Source organism: Caulobacter sp. GW821-FHT11A05 (assembly GCF_058809015.1).
The window spans coordinates 136,621-153,354 of record NZ_JBXASF010000008.1 but is presented as its reverse complement, the minus strand read 5'-3'; the positions used below and the strand labels follow the sequence as shown (position 1 = coordinate 153,354).

Here is a 16,734-nt window from a genome sequence, read left to right as displayed (position 1 = left end):
ACGAAGGCAAGGTCATCCTGGAGGCGCGCCGCTCGGTAACACGGGCGGCGCGCCGTCTTGTATTGCGCCCCGCCACTCTTGCTAAGGAGGGGGGTTGCAGGCAGGTTCCCGCGATGTCCGATACCCGCGGCCGGTTCGCGCTCATGAGTCACTGGCGAGACCTCGATCCGGCCCACTGGGCGCGGCTGACCCTCAGCGTGGCGGGCAAGTCGCTGTCGCGGCTGTGGGGGCGGGACGTCATGCTCTATGTCGGCGGGGTCAGCTTCTGGGCCATGCTGGCGGCCTTTCCGGCCATCGCCATCGGCATGGGGCTGTTCGGCCTGCTGGCCGATCCCGACCAGATCGCCCGCCGCGCCGAGTCGCTCACAGGCCTGATGCCGCCCGGCGCCCAGGCCCTGTTCGAGAGCGAGCTTGTCCGCCTGGCCCACGCCCCGCTGCAGGCCGTCTCGGCCCAGAGCGCCCTGGCCATCATCATCGGCGGCTACGCGGCCCACCGGGGCTTCAAGGCCCTGCTGGCGGGCCTGTCCTTCATCCATGACGAAGAGAACCAGCGCGGCTTCTTCAGCTTCAACTTCATGGCCCTGATCGTGCTGATCTGCGCCTTCGTGCTGATGGGGGTGGTTTCGGCCATGTTCCTGATGCTGCGGCTGATGGGCTCGGCCCTGAACATCAAGCCGCTGGCCGGCACCTTCTTCCTCAGCGAATGGACCTGGACCAGCATCGGCATCACCTTGGCGATGACCCTGATCTATCGCTACGCCATGAGCCGGGAGCCGGTCGTCTGGCGCGCCTCGATCATCGGCGGCATGGCGGCCGCGGCCCTGGCGGTCGGCGCCAGCTGGGCGTCGGCCTTCTACGTCGAACAGATCGCCCACCTGGGCGCCACCTACGGCTCGGTCTCGGCCGTGGTGGTGTTCCTCATCTGGCTCAGCTGGAACGTCAACGTCGTCTTCCTCGGCGGGGCCATCGCCACCGAGGTGGAGCTGGCTATCGCCCAGCCGACGCTGGATTTCGAGGACGCGCCGCTGCTTTGAAATGCCCTGTCATCCTCCGGGCCCGCGGAGCGGGAACCGGGGGACCCAAGCCTGGGCTGGATAGACTCCCATGAGTCTTCACGCGGAAAGTTGGGTTCCCCGGTCCGCTCCGCGGCCGGAGAATGACAGTTGAGAGAGGCGGCTAGCCCTTGCGGATAACGAAGCTCACCGCCCCGTCCGCCTCGACCTGCTCGAGCACCTCATGCCCCCCCTGGCTGGCGAAATGCGGCACGTCCACCTTGGCCATCGGATCGTCGGCGATCAGCCGAACCAACGCCCCAGGCTCGAGCCCTCCCAGCGCCCGCCGCAGCTTCAGGGTCGGCACCGGACAGCGGTGGCCGCGGGCGTCCAGAGTGAGAACAGCGCTCATCCTGTTCCGATAGCGCGCCGTGGAATCTGCCGCTAGGGTCCCGCCTCAAACTTGTGCAGGGGGCGTCATGCTTCGGGGTCTGGTAGCCGCGCTGGTCAGCGCTTCCTTCGTCGTCGGCCCGGCCTTCGCGGCCCCCAAGAAGGCCGAACCGCCCAAGTGGGACGTCAATGCCCCGCCCGGTCCGTCCAAGGACGCGGTGATCGACACCACCACCGGCACCTGGATGAGCGTCGATGTCAGCCCCGACGGCAAGGAGGTCATGTTTGACCTCCTGGGCGACCTCTACACCGTGCCGATCGGCGGCGGCGAGGCCAAGAGCCTGACCAGCGGCGTCGCCTGGGACATGCAGGCCCGCTATTCGCCCAACGGCCGCTGGATCGCCTTCACCTCCGACCGCGGCGGCGGCGACAACATCTGGGTCATGGACCGCGACGGCGGCAACATGCACGCCGTCTCCAAGGAGACCTTCCGCCTGCTCAGCCAGCCGGCCTGGTCGCCCGACAGTGAGTACGTCGTCGGCCGCAAGCACTTCACCTCCGGCCGCTCGCTCGGGGCCGGCGAGATGTGGCTCTACCACCGGGCCGGCGGCGACGGCCTGCAGCTGACCAAGAAGCGCACCGAACAGAAGGACACCGGCGAGCCGGCCTTCAGCCCCGATGGCCGCTACCTCTACTTCAGCGACGACGCCACGCCCGGCGGCCAGTTCGAGTACAGCAAGGATCCCAACACCCAGATCTATGTGATCCAGCGCCTCGACCGGAAGACCGGCGAGACCGGCCAATACGTCACCGGCCCCGGCGGCTCGATCCGCCCCACGCCCTCGCCGGACGGCAAGAGCTTGGCCTTCGTCCGCCGCGTTCGCTACAAATCCACCCTCTTCATCCGCGACCTGGAAAGCGGCAAGGAGACCCCGGTCTACGACGGTCTCGACCGCGACATGCAGGAGACCTGGGCCATCCATGGGGTCTACCCCAACATGGCCTGGACCCCGGACAACAAGGCCGTGGTGCTGTGGGCCGGCGGCAAGATCCGCAAGGTCGACGCCGCCACCGGCGCGGTCGCCGACATCCCCTTCCGTGTGAAGACCACCCGCCGAGTCACCCAGGCGGTCCGCGCCAAGGTCGACGTCGCGCCGAAATCCTTCGATGTGAAGATGGTCCGCTGGGCCGAGGTCTCGCCGCGCGGCGACAAGGTCGTCTTCGAGGCGCTCGGCAAGCTGTGGCTGCGTGACGTCGCCGGCGGCGCGCCCAAACGCCTGACCGCCCAGAGCGACCATTTCGAGCTCTATCCGGCCTGGTCGCGCGACGGCGCCTCCATCGTCTACACCACCTGGTCGGACGACAATTTCGGCACGATCCGCGTCGCCCCCGCCGCTGGCGGCGAGGGCAGGGTGGTTTCGAAAAAACCCGGCCACTACGTCGAGCCGACCTTCAGCCCCGACGGCCGCACCATCGTCTACCGCACCGTCCAGGACGGCTACCTGACCAGCGCCCTGTGGGGCGGTGAGACGGGGCTGTGGAGCGTGCCGGCGGCCGGCGGCGAGCCAAAAGAGATCACCGCCAACGGCGTCCTGCCGCAGTTCGGCGCCGCGTCCGACCGCGTCTACTTCATGAGCTACGAGGCCGAGGGCAAGCGCGCCCTGAAGTCGGCCCACCTCGACGGCGGCGACGAGAAGACCCACCTGATCAGCGCCAACGCCTCCGAATACGCCATCGCCCCCGACGAAAAGTGGGTGGCCTGGACCGAGCGCTTCAACGCCTACGTCGCCCCCCTGGTGTTTACCGGCAAGCCGGTCGAGATCGGCCCCGACAACAAGGCCCTGCCGGTCACCCGCGTGACCCGCGACGCCGGCGAATGGCTGCACTGGTCGGGCGATTCCAAGCGCCTCTGGTGGTCGCTCGGACCGGAGCTCTATAGCCGTGACCTGAAGGAGGCCTTCGCCTTCGTCGACGGCGCGCCCAAGGAGCTGCCCAAGGCCCCGGAAAGCGGCATCAAGCTGGGCTTTTCCCAGGCCTACGACGCCCCCACAGGCCGTATCGCCCTGGTCGGCGCCCGCATCGTCACCATGAAGGGCGACGAGGTCATCGAGGACGGCGTCATCGTCCTCAACGGCAACCGCATCGAGGCCATCGGCAAGCGCGGCGCGGTCAATGCGCCGGCCGACGCCAAGGTCGTCGACGTCGCCGGCAAGACCATCATCCCCGGCCTGATCGACGCCCACTGGCACGGCTCGATGGGTTCGGACGAGATCATCCCGCAACAGAGCTGGATCAACTACGCCGCCCTGGCCTTCGGGGTGACGACGATCCACGACCCCTCGAACGACACCAGCGAGATCTTCGCCCACAGTGAGCTGGAGAAGGCCGGCGAGGTCATAGGGCCGCGCATCTTCTCGACCGGGACCATCCTCTACGGCGCCACCACCCCCTTCACCGCCAAGGTCGAAAGCCCCGAGGACGCCCTCAGCCACCTGCGCCGCATGAAGGCGGCCGGGGCGTTCAGCGTGAAGAGCTACAACCAGCCCCGCCGCGACCAGCGCCAGCAGATCATCGCCGCCGCCCGGACCCTGGACATGTCGGTGGTGCCCGAAGGCGGCTCGCTGTTCGAGCACAACATGACCATGCTGATCGATGGCCACACCACCATCGAACACTCCATCCCGGTCGCCGCCATCTACGACGACGTCAAGCAGCTGTGGCCGCAGACCGGCACCGCCTACACCCCGACCCTGGTCGTCGCCTATGGCGGGGCCTGGGGCGAGCACTACTGGTATGAGACAACCAATGTCTGGGAGGACCCGATCCTCACCAAGTACGTGCCGCGCCGCATCCTCGACGCCCGCTCGCGCCGGCCCTTCAAGATCCCGCCGGAAGAGCTGAACCACATCCGCATCGCCACCGTGGCCCGCGAACTCAACGACCTGGGCGTCTCGGTCCAGGCCGGCGCCCACGGCCAGCGCGAGGACCTCGGTCTGCACTGGGAGATCTGGATGATGGCCCAGGGCGGCATGAGCCCGCTGCAGGCCCTGCGCACCGCCACCCTGAACGGGGCCCAGGCGCTGGGCATGGACCGCGACATCGGCTCGCTGGAGGTCGGCAAGCTGGCCGACCTGGTGATCCTCGACGCCAACCCGCTGGAGAACATCCGCAACACCCGGCAGGTCCGCTTCACCATGGTCAACGGCCGGCTGTTCGACAGCGACATGAACGAGGTCGGCACGCGCCAGCGGGCTCGCAAGCCGTTCTGGCACCAGCAGGCCGGCGGCGAAACCTGGGGCGGGGTGACCACCAGCGAAGCAGCGAGCCACACCGATGACTGACGCCAAACCAACCTTCGAGGTGGTCGACAACGCCGAGGGCGGGCGCTTTGAGGTGCATCTGGACGGCGAGACGGCCTTCGCCGAATACCGCCTGCTCGAAAGCGGCATCCTGTTCCCTCATACCGTCGTGCCGCCCGCCTTCGAGGGGCGGGGTGTCGGCGGCGCCCTGGTGCGTCACGCCATGGCCTATGCCCGGGAGAAGGGCATGAAGGTCATCCCGGTCTGCACCTTCTTCGCCGGCTACATCGCCAAGCACCCCGAATTCCACGACCTGGTTCACCCCGACTATCGCAAGGCGCTGGGCATCTAAAGCCCGCCCACCAACAGGAAACATCCATGAAGACCCGCATCACCGAACTCTTCGGCATCGAGCACCCGATCATCCAGGGCGGCATGCACTTCGTCGGCTTCGCCGAGCTGGCGGCGGCGGTGTCCAACGCCGGGGGGCTGGGCATCATCACCGGCCTGACCCAGCGCACGCCCGAGGACCTCTCCAAGGAGATCGCCAAGTGCCGGGAGATGACCGACAAGCCGTTCGGCGTGAACCTGACCTTCCTGCCGAGCGTCAACCAGCCGGACTATCCCGGCTATGTGAAAGCCATCCTCGACGGCGGGGTGAAGGCGGTTGAGACGGCCGGCAATAACCCGGCCAAGTGGCTGCCGCCGCTGCAGGAGGCGGGCGTCAAGGTGATCCACAAATGCACCTCGGTCCGCCACAGCCTCAAAGCCGAGGCGATCGGCTGTGACGCCGTCAGCGTCGACGGCTTCGAGTGCGGCGGTCACCCGGGCGAGGACGACGTGCCCAACATGATCCTGCTGCCGCGCGCCGCCGAGGAGCTGAAGATCCCCTTCGTCGCCTCCGGCGGCATGGCCGACGCCCGCTCGCTGGTCGCCGCCCTGGCCATGGGCGCCGAGGGCATGAACATGGGCACCCGCTTCATCGCCACCCAGGAAGCGCCGGTGCATGAGAATGTGAAGCGGGCCATCGTCGCCGCCAGCGAGCTGGATACCCGCCTGGTCATGCGCCCGCTGCGCAACACCGAGCGCGTGCTGACCAACGAAGCGGTCGAGCGGCTGCTGCAGAAGGAAAAGGACCTCGGACCGAACATCAAGTTCGAGGATATTTTCGCCGAAGTAGCGGGGGTTTATCCGCGTATCATGATCAATGGTGAGATGGAGGCTGGGGCCTGGTCCTGCGGCATGGTTGCCGGGCTGATCAACGACATCCCGACCTGCAAGGAACTGATCGACCGGATCATGAGCGAGGCCGAGCAGATCATCCGCGGGCGGCTGGAAGGGTTCCTGGCGGCCTAACTGGTCGGCTGGCAGGCGATCATCCCCGCCGCCGGCACGACGGTTTCCCAGCCGGCGGCGTCCTTCAGTTCGACCGAGCCCTCACGGGCGACGACGCCGCCGACCAGCCCCTTGGGAGCCTCGGCGCGGAAGCGGACGGTGAGGGTCAGGCCGCCGCCGGTGAAAGTCTGCTGCTCATACAGGCCCATCACCTGTTCACCGTCCCAGCCGGTCAGCGGCAGGTCGAGGGTCTTGCCCTTCATGACAACCCGGGCCGAGGCCGGGTTCAGGGTGGCCATCAGGATGCGGCGGGCCGGGTTGGTCTTGGCCCACAGGAACAGGGCGCACTGGCCGGGGGCCAGCTTTTGCTGCGCCAGCTCGCCGAACGGCACGCCGCCGTCGTTGGGGGCTGGGGCGTTCTGGGTTTTCGGCGCGGCGAGGGCGCCGGTGGCCGTCAGAACCACGGCGGCAAAGGTCAGCAGGCGGATCATGGACGTCCTTCCGATGCGCGGCGCCAACGGTCGCCGTCCTGAGTGAAGCCGGCAGCGGTGAGAGCCTGCCCTAAAGCCGGGTCGGTGGGAATGAGGATCAGTTCGGAACGCCAGGCGCCGTCGCCCGTCAGGCTCAGCCGCGCCTCGATCCGCAACCCCTGCGCCTCGCCGGCCATGGGCAGCACCCAGCGCCCGGCGCTGCACACCGGGACGCCGGTCAGGGTGACGGGCTGGGCGATGGGTCCCGTCCCGCCGAGTTGCGCCGTCGCCTTGCCCGTCGCCTGACGGCACTGGCCGCGCTGGAAGACGGCGGCGACCTTTTCTAGCCTGAGAACGCCGCCCACCGGGCCCGCGAACCCCAGGCGATCCAGCCCCAGCAGGCCGGTGATCTGGTCGGCGCCTGTGTGCTGGCCGGCGACCAGCAGCCGCCCCTTGCCGGTGAAGGCGCCGCCCCGCGCGTTGGCCTCCAGGCGAACCGCGCCGGTCAGCAGCGGCAGGATCTGGGTGCGGGTCTTCACCACGCCAAGCGACAGGCCGGAGAGCTGCGCGCCCTCGAGACGGCCGCGCCACAGCGTGCCCTCGGCCTTCTCGGCCGTCAGCCGGCCCTTGGCGGCCCCCAACGCGATCGACAGCGGCGCAAAGGCGACCAGGGCCAGCCCGAAGGCGACAAGAAACAGGATCAGGAGCCGCGGCGTCCTCATGGCGCCGGCCGCGCCAGGGTGATCTGCGCCTCCAGCAGCCCGCCGTCGGTGCGCGAGGCGGTCATCTCGCTGACGGCGATCCCCTGGGCGCGGGCCAGGCTGGTCAGCCAGGTCATCATCAGGCCGGGATCAGCCCCGGTCAGCCAGACGGTCAGCCGCCCGTCGGCCTCCTCGCGGCGCCGGTCGATGGTCAGGCCGGCGGCCTGGGCGCTGGCGTCGACGACGGCGCCGAGCGGCTGGCCCGAGGCCGTGGGCAGGCCGCCGGTCCTGGCGGCCCCGTCCAGCTGGGTGAAACGGTCGGCGGCCTTGCGCAGCCGGGCCTCTGATCCGGCGACGGCGCCGTTCAGGGGCGCCAGCACGGCGAACCAGCCGAGCACGACGACGACCACAAGAGCCATCACCGCCAGCATGATCTGTTCGCGGCGGGAGCGGGCCTCCCAGGCGACGCGCAGGGAGGCGATCATCGGGCGCTCCGGACGATCAGGTCGGTGCTGATGCGGCCGCCCTCGGTGACGGTGGAGTCCTCGGTGAGGTCGAGGCCGGCCTGGGCGGCGGCGGCCTTCAGGCTGTCGAGGTCGGAATAGTTGGCGTAGGCGACGCTGACCCTCACGGCCCCGTCCTCGCCATAGACCAGCGTCTCCATCCGCACCGGGCCGCTGGCCTGGATGACCTGGAAGGTGGCGGCCGACAGCGCGAGGAACTGGTCGGCGGCGCGGCGGGCCTCCAGCCGGGCCAGGGCCTGGCCGGCCGGGTTCTTCTGGCCGCGCAGGGAGGGAACCATGGCCACGGCCCGGCGGTCGGCGCGGTCCTCGAGGCTCAGCGCCGCGCCGGTGTTGCGGGCGATCTGGGCGCCGGCGATGAGCAGCGGCGAGATCAGCACCAGGGCGGCGAGGACGGCGGCGCGCTTCCAGCTGCCGCCCTCGCTCCGCTCGCCGCCAGGGGCGAAGGCGCCCTGCAGCAGGTTGATGGCCGGGGCCTCGGCGCCGCGGGCCAGCAGCGCGGCGGCGTCGAGGGGGGTGGCCGGGGTGGGGGCGCGCATCCCGAGCACGGCGGCCAGCAGCTCCGGCTCGCCGGAGAGGGCCAGGTCATGGCCTCGCACCGACAACAGGCCCCCGAAGCTGACCCCGACCAGCCGGTCGTCTTCCGGCGGCAGGATCAGGTGGTCGGGGGTGACGATGTCGGGCGTCACGCCCAGCGCGGCGGCGCGGTCCAGCCAGCCCCGCAGGCGCGGGGCGTCGACCACGGTGGTCAGCCGGGGCCCGTCGCCGCGCGGGCCGACGGCGATGTGCTGGCGCTCCGGGGCGGCGGCGAGGCTCTCCTCCAGCATGAAGCCGGCGGCGGAGCGGGCCTGGGCGTCGCTGGCGGCCGGCAGGTCCAGCCAGCGGGCGACGACCTCGGCCCCGGGCACGACCAGGATGGTGCGGGCAGGGGCCCAATCCTCAGCCTCGCCCTCGCGCAGGACGCCGTGGCGCAGCACCTCACCGCCCTCGGCTTCCAGCATCTCGGGCGGTCGTTCCGGATCGGCGAACAGGATGATCAGGCGGTTCATTCGTCGTGCGTCCAGCGGCGGGCGACCAGGCGGACGCCGCCGGGCGAGGGGGCTTCGAAAAGCGAGCTCAGGGTGACATCGCCGCCGGCGAAGGTCACCTCCGCGTCGAGGGTAAAATAGCGCGAGCGCAGGTCGACCTGGTTGCGCACCCCGGCGTCGGCCGGCAGCTGGGCGAAGGCCGGATGGGCCCAGAAGGCGGCGAGATCGGTGAAGCCGCCGGCCGGGCGCTGGGCCAGCACGCTGCGCGCGGCGCTGACCGAAACGCCGCCCTCGGTCAGAGCCGTGAGCACGACGGCGCGTTCGACGCCCAGGGTGTTGATGTTGACCGGCGACAGGTCGGTGGTCGGCAGGGCGCAGACATAGGGCCGGATGGCGGCGTAGACGGCCGGGGTGAAGCCGTGGACGGCGCGCAGCTCGCTCACCTCGGCCAGGGGCGCGGAAGCGGTGCGGTAGGGAGTTGGGCCCTTGAGGTAGCCGTCGTCCTCCGCGCCCGGTGCGCCGAGGCTGTTGCTGTCCATCCAGTCGGCCAGGGCGTCCGACAGCGCTTCCGGTCGCGGCTGGTTCAGGGCGGTCAGCAGGGCGGTGAACTGGCGCACGCCCTGTTCGCGCCGCACGAAGGGCTCGCCGCCGCCGGCCAGCACCAGGCTGTTCAAGTTGAAGCAGGCCGTGCCGTCGGTGACCCTGGCCAGGATCTGGCCGTTCTCGATCGGGAAGGCGATGGGGCGGCCATTCCAGCCGCCCTCCAGCGAGGTACGGGTGGCGTCGCGCTCGAGCAGGCGGGCGATGCGGGCCCGGGCCAGCTGCTCGGCGCCGATGGCGAAATACTGGCCCTGGGTCGCCGTGGCGGCGTTGAAGGTCCGACGCAGGCCGAACCGGATATCGTCCAGCACCCCGACGGCGATGGCCGACATCACCGCCACCATCAGGAGGACGGTGAGCAGGGCGACGCCTCTTTCGTGCGGCTTGCCGGGATGGGTCATTGACCGTCCCCCAGGGTCAGGAACAGCTGGGTGATCGGACCGATGCCCTGGACGGTCAGGTCGAGGCGCACCGCGCTGGGCAGTTCGACCCCCGATTGCCCCTTCCACGAAGACTGCCAGGCCCCCTGGTGCAGGAAGGCGACCTGGCCCCGGTCGACGCCATCGAGCAGCACCTGGGCCGGCCCCAGCGCCGTGCCGTCGAGGGCGGCGCGGACCCGGCGCTCGATCCGGCCACCCGACAGCCGGTACTCGACATACTGCAGGGAGGGGCGTGGGGCTTGGTCTGGGTTTTCCCAACCCCGGCGAACGACCACGAACAGGCGCTCGCTGTTGTCGCCCCAGGGATCGCCGCCGACGAAGGCGATGCCGGCCGGCGTTCCGGTGGTGTCGCGGGTCCGGCGAGGGGCGGCCTGGGCGAGGTCGGCCCGCAGGGTGGCGCGCAGGCGCTGGAAGTCGGCGAAACGCTCGACCCGGCTCTTCACCGCCGCCTGGCTGGTCAGGGTAGAGCCCATCACCGCCGCCCCGGCCGCCGCCAGCAGGCCGAAGACGAACAGCGCCACCAGCATTTCCACCAGGGTAAATCCGCCGCGCCTCATTTGACGCTCCGGAACACGGTCAGCATGCCCGTCGGTCGTGGCGTGGCGGGATCGAGCACGACGATGTCGATGCGCAGGATGTCCGGATCGGCGGTGGCCATGACCTTGCGATTCCAACGCCAGGTACGCCCACCCGCCTGTTCGGCGCCGTTGGTCACGCCGATGGCCGGCGGCCGTTCGCTGGTCAGCACCTCGACGGCGCGGTTCTCGGCGACCACGGCGGCCAGGGCCTTGGTCTCGATGCGGCCGGCGGCGCGGGTGTTCTCGCCCGACAGGTTGATCAGCGCCATGGCGGCCAGGCTGAACACCGTCAGCGCCACCAACAGCTCCACCAACGTGAACCCGGCCCTATTGCGCATCGACCCTCACATTGCCGGCCTGGTCGACGAGCACCTCGACGGCCTTGCCGCCGCGGCGGAGGGTGAAATGCGACGGCGTGGACACGCCGGTCGGGTCGAAGGTCACGCGGCGGACGTCTTTTTCGGCGGCGACGGCCGTGCCGGGCAGCCAGGACTCGGCCTCGAATGGGCCGTCGTCGAGCGGCTGCCAGGCGCCGGCCTTGCGGACGCGGAACGCGTAGCCGTCGTCGGTCATCGCCACCTCCACCGGCCGGTTCACCAGCACCGCCTCCTCCTGCGCCCGCTTCAGCCGGGCGGCGAAGCGCTCTCCCTCGGCAGCCAGGGTCATGGCGCCATCGGGAATGGCCACGACCACCACGGCCGCCATCAGCCCCAGCACCGCCAGCACCACCATCAGCTCGACCAGGGTGAAGCCGTTGCGCTTCAAGGACTTATTTCCAGTTGCCGATGTCCGCGTCATCGCCTTCGCCGCCCTCCTGGCCGTCGGCGCCATAGCTGTAGATGTCGAAGGGGCCGTGCTTGCCCGGGTAGCGGTACTGATAAGGGTGGCCCCAGGGATCGTCGGGCAGCCGCTTGATGTAGCCGCCCTCGCGGTAGCGGCTAGCGGCGACCCCGGCCGGCACGGTGGTCAAGGCCTGCAGCCCGGCCTCGCCGCGCGGGAAGACGAAGGTGTCGAGCCGGTAGCTCTCCACCGCCTGCTCGAGGGTGGCGACGTCGGCGCGGGCCTTTTCCCGCATCGCCCGGCCCTGGGCCGGCAGCACATTGATGATCACCACCGTGGCCAGCAGGCCAAGGATGACCACCACCACCATCATCTCGACGAGGGTGAAGCCGGATCGAGCAGGGCGTTTCTTTTCAACGTCTTGTGGCATCATTCTAACCAATGGCCAGGGTGTTGATCTGCAGGATGGGCAGCAGGATGGAGAGGACGATGGCGGCGACCACCACTCCCATGACGATGATGATGGCCGGCTCCAGCAGGGCGAGCGCGGCGCTGGTGAAGGTGTTGAACTCGCGCTCCAGATAGTCGGCGGCGCGCGACAGCATCATCTCCAGCTTGCCGGAGGCCTCGCCGCTGGCGGCCATGTAGAGCAGCACCGGCGGGAAGACGCCGGCCTTGCGCAGGGCCGCCGACAGGCCGCCGCCTTCGCGGATGGAGACGGTCATGTCCTCGGTGGCGCGGCGCAGGACGCTGTTGCCGACCGTGCGGGCGGTCAGGGTCAGGCCCTCGAGGATCGGCAGGCCGCTGGCCAGCATGGTCGATAGGGTGCGGGCCAGGCGGGCGGCGTTGGCTTCGCGTTGCAGCCGGCCGATCAGCGGCAGGCGCAGCAGGGCGCCGTCGACAGCCAGGCGGAAGGGCGGGCTGCGCAGGCCCTGGGCGAAGGCGATGGCGCCGACGACCAGCAGGATGGCGGCGATCCAGCCGTAGGCCTGCGTGGCGTTCGACAGGCCGATGATGACGCGGGTCAGCAGGGGCAGGGTCTGGCCCATGCTGTCGAACTGGTCGACCACCTTCGGCACCACGAACGTCATCAAGGCGATGACCACCAGGATGGCGGTGGCGGCCAGGGCCAGGGGATAGACCAGCGCCGTCGTCAGCTTGGCGCGGACGGCCTGTTCCTGTTCGAGCAGGTCGGCGAGGCGGTCGAGGATGGCGGGCAGGGACCCTGAGGCTTCGCCGGCCGCGACCATGGCCCGATAGAGCGGCGGGAAGCTGGCCGGGCGCCTGCCCATGGCCTCGGACAGGCGGAAGCCTTCGCGGATACCGCCGTGGACCTCGCCGAGGATGGCGCGGACGTGTCGCTGTTCGCTGTTCTGGGCGATGGCGCGCAGGGCCTCTTCCAGCGGGCTGACCGAAACCAGGGTCGAGAGCTGGCGGGTGATCAGCGACAGGTCCCTGGACGACAGCTTCTCGCGAAACAGGCTGAGGCCAGGGCCGGCGTCGTTGGCGGCGGTCAGCCGTACGGGGGCCAGCCGGCGCTTCTGCAGGATGGCCCGCGCGGCCCCTTCGTCGGCGGCGCTGATCACGCCGTTGCGGGCGGTCCCTTGCGCGTCGAGGGCCAGGTATTCAAACGCCGCCATGGCCCTCGGCTCCCTGGCGGGTGACGCGCAGCATCTCTTCCAGTGTGGTGACGCCGGCCAGCACCAGCTCGCGGGCGGCGGCGGCGAGGTCGCCGGCCTCCGAGAGGCCGGCGCCGAGCGCCTGCTCATCGGCGCTGGCCGCGATCAGGCCGCGCACATGGTCGTCGATGCGGATGGCTTCATAGACGCCGATGCGGCCCTGGTAGCCGCTCTGGCCGCAGTGCGCGCAGCCCTTGGCGCGGAACAGGGTCTGGCCCTCGGCGACGCCGAGGCGGCGGGCGGTAGCGGCGTCGGCGGGATGCGGCTCGCGGCAGGTCTCGCACAGCCGCCGCACCAGCCGCTGAGCCAGCACGGTGCGCAGGGTCGAGGCCAGCAGGAAGGGCTCGACCCCCATGTCGCGCAGGCGGGTGACCGCGCCGGCGGCGTCGTTGGTGTGGACGGTGGACAGCACCAGGTGGCCGGTCAGGGCGGCCTGCACGGCGATCTGAGCCGTCTCGCTGTCGCGGATCTCGCCGACCATGACCACGTCCGGGTCCTGGCGCAGGATGGCCCGCAGACCGGCGGCGAAGGTCATGCCGACCTTGGCGTTGACCTGGGTCTGGCCGACGCCGTGCATGGCGTATTCGACCGGGTCCTCGATGGTCAGGATGTTGCGGCTGGCGTCGTTGAGCAAGGCGAGGCCGGCGTAGAGGGTCGTGGTCTTGCCCGAACCGGTCGGGCCGGTGACCAGGATGATGCCGTGCGGCTCCCGGACCGCGGATTCAAACAGGCGCAGCAGCGCCGGCGGCATGCCCAGCTGTTGCAGCTGCAGCCCGGCCTGGTCCTTGTCGAGGATGCGCAGCACCACCCGCTCGCCAACCCGGGCGGGCAGGGTGGAGACCCGCACGTCCAGCGCCTTGCCGCCGAGCGCCAGGGAGATGCGGCCGTCCTGCGGCAGGCGCTTCTCGGCGATGTCGAGCCGGGCCATGACCTTGATGCGTGAGACCAGCAGTGGGCCGATGCGTTGCGGCAGGCTCAGCACCTCCTTGAGCACGCCATCGACGCGGAACCGCACCGTCACCGCCCGCTCGAACGGCTCGATGTGGATGTCGGACGCGCCCAGCCGAGCCGCCTCGGCGATCAGGCCGTTGATCAGCCGGATGACCGGCGCCTCGTCCTGCGGGTCGAGCAGGTCGGCGGTGGCGGGGATGTCGTCAAGCAGGGCGTCGAGGCCGCCCGCCATCTCAACGCTGCCCGCGCTGGAGGCGGCAAGGCCCTCGCCGGCGTAGACCTCTGAGAACTGGCGGTCGAAGGCGGAGGCCGACAGGGTCTCGATGGACAGCGGCCGGCGGAGCACCCGGCGGGCCTCGACCAGAGCCGAAGGGTCAGCGCCCTCGCGCAGGCCAACGCGCGCCGTCTCGCCAAGCGACAGCAGCAACACCCCCGCCCGCTTGGCGAAACCGTAGGACAGGGTCGGGTCGGCCAGGGCAGTCATTTCGGCGGCGCGGCTACGGGCGGCGGCGGCACGTTCGGCGGCGCCGCGCCCAGCTGGTCGACGACCATGGTGTCGAGCGCGTTCGAACCGTCCTTGTTGTTCAGCGCCGGCTGCTGGCGCAGCAGCTCATAGCGCGGGCCGGTGACGGCGCGGGCCTCCTCGTCGTTGCGGATGATGCGGGGCCGCAGGAAGATCATCAGGTTGGTGCGCTTGCCCTCGCGGGCCCGGCTCTTGAACAACTCGCCGAGGATCGGCACGTCGCTGAGCAGCGGCGTGCGCTCCAGGCTGATGGTCTCGTCCTGCTGCAACAGGCCGCCGAGCACGACGATCTCGCCGTCGCCGATGACGGCCGTTGTCTCGACCACCCGCTTGTTGAGGATCAGCTCGGGATTGTTGGTCGTCACCGTGCCGGCGATGGCCGACACCTCCTGGCGCAGGTGCAGGGTGATGCCGCCGCCGGCGTTGATCTGCGGGGTGACGGTCAGCTTGATGCCGACATCCTGGCGCTGGACGGTGCGGAAGGGGTTGGAGTTGGCGTCGCCCAGCACCTCGCCGGTGGTGATCGGGATCTCCTGGCCGACCAGGATCGAGGCCTCGCGGTTGTCGAGGGTGAGGATGTGGGGCGTCGACAGCAGCTTGGACGAGCTGTCCTCGCGCACGGCGTTGATGATGAAGCCGAACATCGTGTCGCCGCTCAAGGTGCCGGTCACCGCCCCCAGCAGGCCGTTGGAGTTGACCAGCGAATTGACCGCCGCCTCCTGCAACTGGGCCAGTAGGGCGCTGTCCTCGGGCAGGTTGTTCTGGCCGACGATGGCGCCGGTCAGGGCCAGGATGTTGGGGCCGGTGTTGGAGTAGTTGGTGGCCGCGAAGGGCACATTGCCATTGCCGCCGCCGAGGATGGTCTGGACGCCCAGCCGCTGGGCCGTGCCGTCGGACACCTCGACCACGATGGCCTCGACCAGCACCTGCTCGCGGCGCACGTCGAGCTGGCGGATGACCTCAGCCAGCATGCGCTGGGTCTCGGGATCGGCGCTGATGATCAGGGCGTTGGCGCCGGGATAGCGGGCCAGGTTGGCGCGCCGCGAGCCTGGGGTCGGCGAGGCGGCGGGGGCGGCTTCGACGGTGGCCTTGCCACCCGACGGGGCAGAGGGCTGCTGGCCGATCAGCTGTTGCAGGACCGGCAGCATCTCCTCGGCGTTGGCGTGCTTGAGGAAGACCACCTGGATGTCGGCGTTCGACTGGGCCCGGCGGTCGAGGTCGGTGATGATCGGGATCAGCCTGCCGATGGCCTCGGCGTCACCGCGCAGGATGATGGAGTTGCTGCTCTCGACGGGCACGATGGAGACCGCGCCGCGGCCGGCCTTTCCGTCGGCCCCGGGGGCGGTGGTCAGGTCGTTCAGCACCTGGGCGATCTCGCGGGCGCTGCTGTATTTGAGGGTGACGGTCTGGACCGAGGCGCGGTCCTGGTCGATCTGACCGATCAGGCCCCGGATGCGGCGGACGTTGTCGGCGTAGTCGGCGACCACCACGGTATTGCCGCGCGGGTTGGCGGTGACCACGCCCTGCGGACCCACCAGCGGCTTGATCATCTCGGCGGCCCCGGCCGCGTCGATGGTGCGCAGGCGGAAGACCTCGGTGACGAAGCCGCTGCGGCCAGCTGACGGCGCCCGAGCGGCGTTCTCGGCCGGCTCGATGCGGTAGGAGGAGGGACCGGTTGGGATGGCGATGAAGCCGTTCGAGCGCAGGGTGGCCAGGAAGACCTCGAACAGCTCCGACTTGCTCAAGGGCCCGTCGCTGGCGACGCTGACCGTGCCCTTGACGCGCGGGTCGATGATGAAGGTCAGGCCCGTGCCGCGGGCGACGTCCTGAATGAAGGCGCGGATGTCGGCGTCCTGGATGTTGAGCACCTGACCCTGGGCCAGCACGGGGGTGGTTGGGCCGAGCGCGCCGACGGAGAGGGCGGCCGCGAGGGCGAGGGTCCGGATGGTGTTCCTCAAACGGGCGGCGTCCTTACTCATCGGGCGACTTCGGGAAAGGGCAGTTTTGTCGTCGCAGCGCCCCGCGCCAGGACGACGTGGCTGTCGTGCACGGCCTGCAAGATCACACCCGGCGCGACCGTCTCGCCGACGAGGTAGGAGGCCTGTTTGCCGTCGGGTGTGCCGATGATGGCAGAGCCACGGCCGGCGGTGTCGGCGCGTACGCCGTAGAGCCGCATCGGCTGGCCGGAGGCCTGGCTGCCGGCTGGCGTGTCGGCGCCGAGGAAGGGGTTGAAGCGGGCCAGGATGGTCAGGTCCGCCTGCTGGGCCTGCGCCGCCGGAGCCGGCGGGGCGGGGGCGGTGACGGCCCAGACCAGCCGGGCGGCCTGCGTCGCCAGCAGCACGACAAGGACCGCCTCGAGCGCAACGCGACCCGATGCGAAACCTGAGCCGCCCGACATGAGGCGCTGCCAAAAGCCCACTGACGATGTTCCCCGCTGCGAGCCGGCG

The 16,734-nt window shown here is 70.2% G+C and carries 18 protein-coding genes; 4 read left to right on the top strand and 14 right to left on the bottom strand.

The window, feature by feature from the left end; genetic code table 11:
• Window positions 1-143 precede the first annotated feature (143 nt).
• Window positions 144-1,034 carry a YihY/virulence factor BrkB family protein gene (locus AC1RSK_RS13340; protein ID WP_492908040.1) on the top strand — a complete coding sequence of 297 codons (891 nt, stop codon included), beginning with the start codon at window positions 144-146 and terminating at the stop codon, window positions 1,032-1,034.
• 142 nt (window positions 1,035-1,176) lie between these two features.
• On the opposite strand, the gene AC1RSK_RS13335 is transcribed toward AC1RSK_RS13340, so the two are convergent.
• Complete coding sequence (locus AC1RSK_RS13335; RefSeq protein WP_492908039.1) at window positions 1,177-1,404, bottom strand: sulfurtransferase TusA family protein; 228 nt, start codon at window positions 1,402-1,404, stop codon at window positions 1,177-1,179.
• 67 nt (window positions 1,405-1,471) lie between these two features.
• Between AC1RSK_RS13335 and AC1RSK_RS13330 the strand changes: the two genes are divergently transcribed.
• The 3 genes from AC1RSK_RS13330 to AC1RSK_RS13320 are packed head-to-tail and all read left to right on the top strand — an operon-like array spanning window position 1,472 to window position 6,037.
• Entirely contained in the window at window positions 1,472-4,723 is a 3,252-nt protein-coding gene (locus AC1RSK_RS13330) for an amidohydrolase family protein (RefSeq protein ID WP_492908038.1), read from the top strand.
• Entirely contained in the window at window positions 4,716-5,033 is a 318-nt protein-coding gene (locus AC1RSK_RS13325) for a GNAT family N-acetyltransferase (RefSeq protein WP_492908037.1), read from the top strand. The genes AC1RSK_RS13330 and AC1RSK_RS13325 overlap by 8 nt, the downstream gene beginning before the upstream one ends.
• Before the next feature lie 26 nt (window positions 5,034-5,059).
• Entirely contained in the window at window positions 5,060-6,037 is a 978-nt protein-coding gene (locus tag AC1RSK_RS13320) for an NAD(P)H-dependent flavin oxidoreductase (RefSeq protein ID WP_492908036.1), read from the top strand.
• Here the strand turns inward: AC1RSK_RS13320 and AC1RSK_RS13315 are convergent.
• Genes AC1RSK_RS13315 through AC1RSK_RS13255 form a run of 13 tightly spaced genes read right to left on the bottom strand, consistent with a single transcriptional unit; the run spans window position 6,034 to window position 16,628 of the window.
• Window positions 6,034-6,507, bottom strand: a complete 474-nt coding sequence (locus AC1RSK_RS13315) for a hypothetical protein (protein WP_492908035.1) — start codon at window positions 6,505-6,507, stop codon at window positions 6,034-6,036. The two genes, AC1RSK_RS13320 and AC1RSK_RS13315, sit on opposite strands and share 4 nt — an antisense overlap.
• On the bottom strand, window positions 6,504-7,208 hold the full coding sequence (gene gspN, locus AC1RSK_RS13310; RefSeq protein ID WP_492908034.1) for a type II secretion system protein N: 705 nt from the start codon (window positions 7,206-7,208) through the stop codon (window positions 6,504-6,506). The genes AC1RSK_RS13315 and gspN overlap by 4 nt, the downstream gene beginning before the upstream one ends.
• Window positions 7,205-7,672, bottom strand: coding sequence for a type II secretion system protein GspM (gene gspM, locus AC1RSK_RS13305; RefSeq protein WP_492908033.1), 468 nt, complete (start codon window positions 7,670-7,672; stop codon window positions 7,205-7,207). Before gspM ends, gspN begins: the two co-directional genes overlap by 4 nt.
• Window positions 7,669-8,757, bottom strand: coding sequence for a type II secretion system protein GspL (gspL, locus tag AC1RSK_RS13300; protein ID WP_492908032.1), 1,089 nt, complete (start codon window positions 8,755-8,757; stop codon window positions 7,669-7,671). The genes gspM and gspL overlap by 4 nt, the downstream gene beginning before the upstream one ends.
• Window positions 8,754-9,737 carry a type II secretion system minor pseudopilin GspK gene (gene gspK, locus AC1RSK_RS13295; RefSeq protein ID WP_492908031.1) on the bottom strand — a complete coding sequence of 328 codons (984 nt, stop codon included), beginning with the start codon at window positions 9,735-9,737 and terminating at the stop codon, window positions 8,754-8,756. Before gspK ends, gspL begins: the two co-directional genes overlap by 4 nt.
• Window positions 9,734-10,333: a type II secretion system minor pseudopilin GspJ gene (gene gspJ, locus AC1RSK_RS13290; RefSeq protein ID WP_492908030.1), complete on the bottom strand. Its 600-nt coding sequence runs from the start codon at window positions 10,331-10,333 to the stop codon at window positions 9,734-9,736. The genes gspK and gspJ overlap by 4 nt, the downstream gene beginning before the upstream one ends.
• Window positions 10,330-10,692: a type II secretion system minor pseudopilin GspI gene (gspI, locus tag AC1RSK_RS13285; protein ID WP_492908029.1), complete on the bottom strand. Its 363-nt coding sequence runs from the start codon at window positions 10,690-10,692 to the stop codon at window positions 10,330-10,332. Before gspI ends, gspJ begins: the two co-directional genes overlap by 4 nt.
• The gene (locus AC1RSK_RS13280) at window positions 10,682-11,119 is read right to left on the bottom strand and encodes a GspH/FimT family pseudopilin (RefSeq protein WP_492908028.1); all 438 of its coding nucleotides are present in this window, start codon (window positions 11,117-11,119) and stop codon (window positions 10,682-10,684) included. Before AC1RSK_RS13280 ends, gspI begins: the two co-directional genes overlap by 11 nt.
• 4 nt (window positions 11,120-11,123) lie before the next feature.
• Window positions 11,124-11,564, bottom strand: a complete 441-nt coding sequence (gene gspG, locus AC1RSK_RS13275) for a type II secretion system major pseudopilin GspG (protein ID WP_492908027.1) — start codon at window positions 11,562-11,564, stop codon at window positions 11,124-11,126.
• 4 nt (window positions 11,565-11,568) lie between these two features.
• Window positions 11,569-12,774 (bottom strand): type II secretion system inner membrane protein GspF, encoded by a 1,206-nt coding sequence (gene gspF, locus AC1RSK_RS13270; protein WP_492908026.1) that lies wholly within the window; start codon window positions 12,772-12,774, stop codon window positions 11,569-11,571.
• Entirely contained in the window at window positions 12,761-14,248 is a 1,488-nt protein-coding gene (gene gspE, locus AC1RSK_RS13265; protein WP_492908025.1) for a type II secretion system ATPase GspE, read from the bottom strand. The genes gspF and gspE overlap by 14 nt, the downstream gene beginning before the upstream one ends.
• On the bottom strand, window positions 14,245-16,266 hold the full coding sequence (gene gspD, locus AC1RSK_RS13260; RefSeq protein ID WP_492908024.1) for a type II secretion system secretin GspD: 2,022 nt from the start codon (window positions 16,264-16,266) through the stop codon (window positions 14,245-14,247). Before gspD ends, gspE begins: the two co-directional genes overlap by 4 nt.
• On the bottom strand, window positions 16,263-16,628 hold the full coding sequence (locus AC1RSK_RS13255) for a type II secretion system protein N (RefSeq protein ID WP_492908023.1): 366 nt from the start codon (window positions 16,626-16,628) through the stop codon (window positions 16,263-16,265). The genes gspD and AC1RSK_RS13255 overlap by 4 nt, the downstream gene beginning before the upstream one ends.
• Between the last annotated feature and the right edge of the window lie 106 nt (window positions 16,629-16,734).

Coding starts and splice junctions, on each gene's coding strand:
- AC1RSK_RS13330 (WP_492908038.1), top strand. CDS start 1,472: ATGCTTCGGGGTCTGGTAGCCGCGCTGGTCAGCGCTTCCTTCGTCGTC.
- gspF (WP_492908026.1), bottom strand. CDS start 12,774: ATGGCGGCGTTTGAATACCTGGCCCTCGACGCGCAAGGGACCGCCCGC.
- gspM (WP_492908033.1), bottom strand. CDS start 7,672: ATGATCGCCTCCCTGCGCGTCGCCTGGGAGGCCCGCTCCCGCCGCGAA.
- AC1RSK_RS13335 (WP_492908039.1), bottom strand. CDS start 1,404: ATGAGCGCTGTTCTCACTCTGGACGCCCGCGGCCACCGCTGTCCGGTG.
- AC1RSK_RS13340 (WP_492908040.1), top strand. CDS start 144: ATGAGTCACTGGCGAGACCTCGATCCGGCCCACTGGGCGCGGCTGACC.
- gspK (WP_492908031.1), bottom strand. CDS start 9,737: ATGACCCATCCCGGCAAGCCGCACGAAAGAGGCGTCGCCCTGCTCACC.
- AC1RSK_RS13325 (WP_492908037.1), top strand. CDS start 4,716: ATGACTGACGCCAAACCAACCTTCGAGGTGGTCGACAACGCCGAGGGC.
- gspG (WP_492908027.1), bottom strand. CDS start 11,564: ATGCCACAAGACGTTGAAAAGAAACGCCCTGCTCGATCCGGCTTCACC.
- gspI (WP_492908029.1), bottom strand. CDS start 10,692: ATGCGCAATAGGGCCGGGTTCACGTTGGTGGAGCTGTTGGTGGCGCTG.
- gspN (WP_492908034.1), bottom strand. CDS start 7,208: ATGAGGACGCCGCGGCTCCTGATCCTGTTTCTTGTCGCCTTCGGGCTG.
- gspE (WP_492908025.1), bottom strand. CDS start 14,248: ATGACTGCCCTGGCCGACCCGACCCTGTCCTACGGTTTCGCCAAGCGG.
- AC1RSK_RS13320 (WP_492908036.1), top strand. CDS start 5,060: ATGAAGACCCGCATCACCGAACTCTTCGGCATCGAGCACCCGATCATC.
- gspD (WP_492908024.1), bottom strand. CDS start 16,266: ATGAGTAAGGACGCCGCCCGTTTGAGGAACACCATCCGGACCCTCGCC.
- gspJ (WP_492908030.1), bottom strand. CDS start 10,333: ATGAGGCGCGGCGGATTTACCCTGGTGGAAATGCTGGTGGCGCTGTTC.
- AC1RSK_RS13315 (WP_492908035.1), bottom strand. CDS start 6,507: ATGATCCGCCTGCTGACCTTTGCCGCCGTGGTTCTGACGGCCACCGGC.
- gspL (WP_492908032.1), bottom strand. CDS start 8,757: ATGAACCGCCTGATCATCCTGTTCGCCGATCCGGAACGACCGCCCGAG.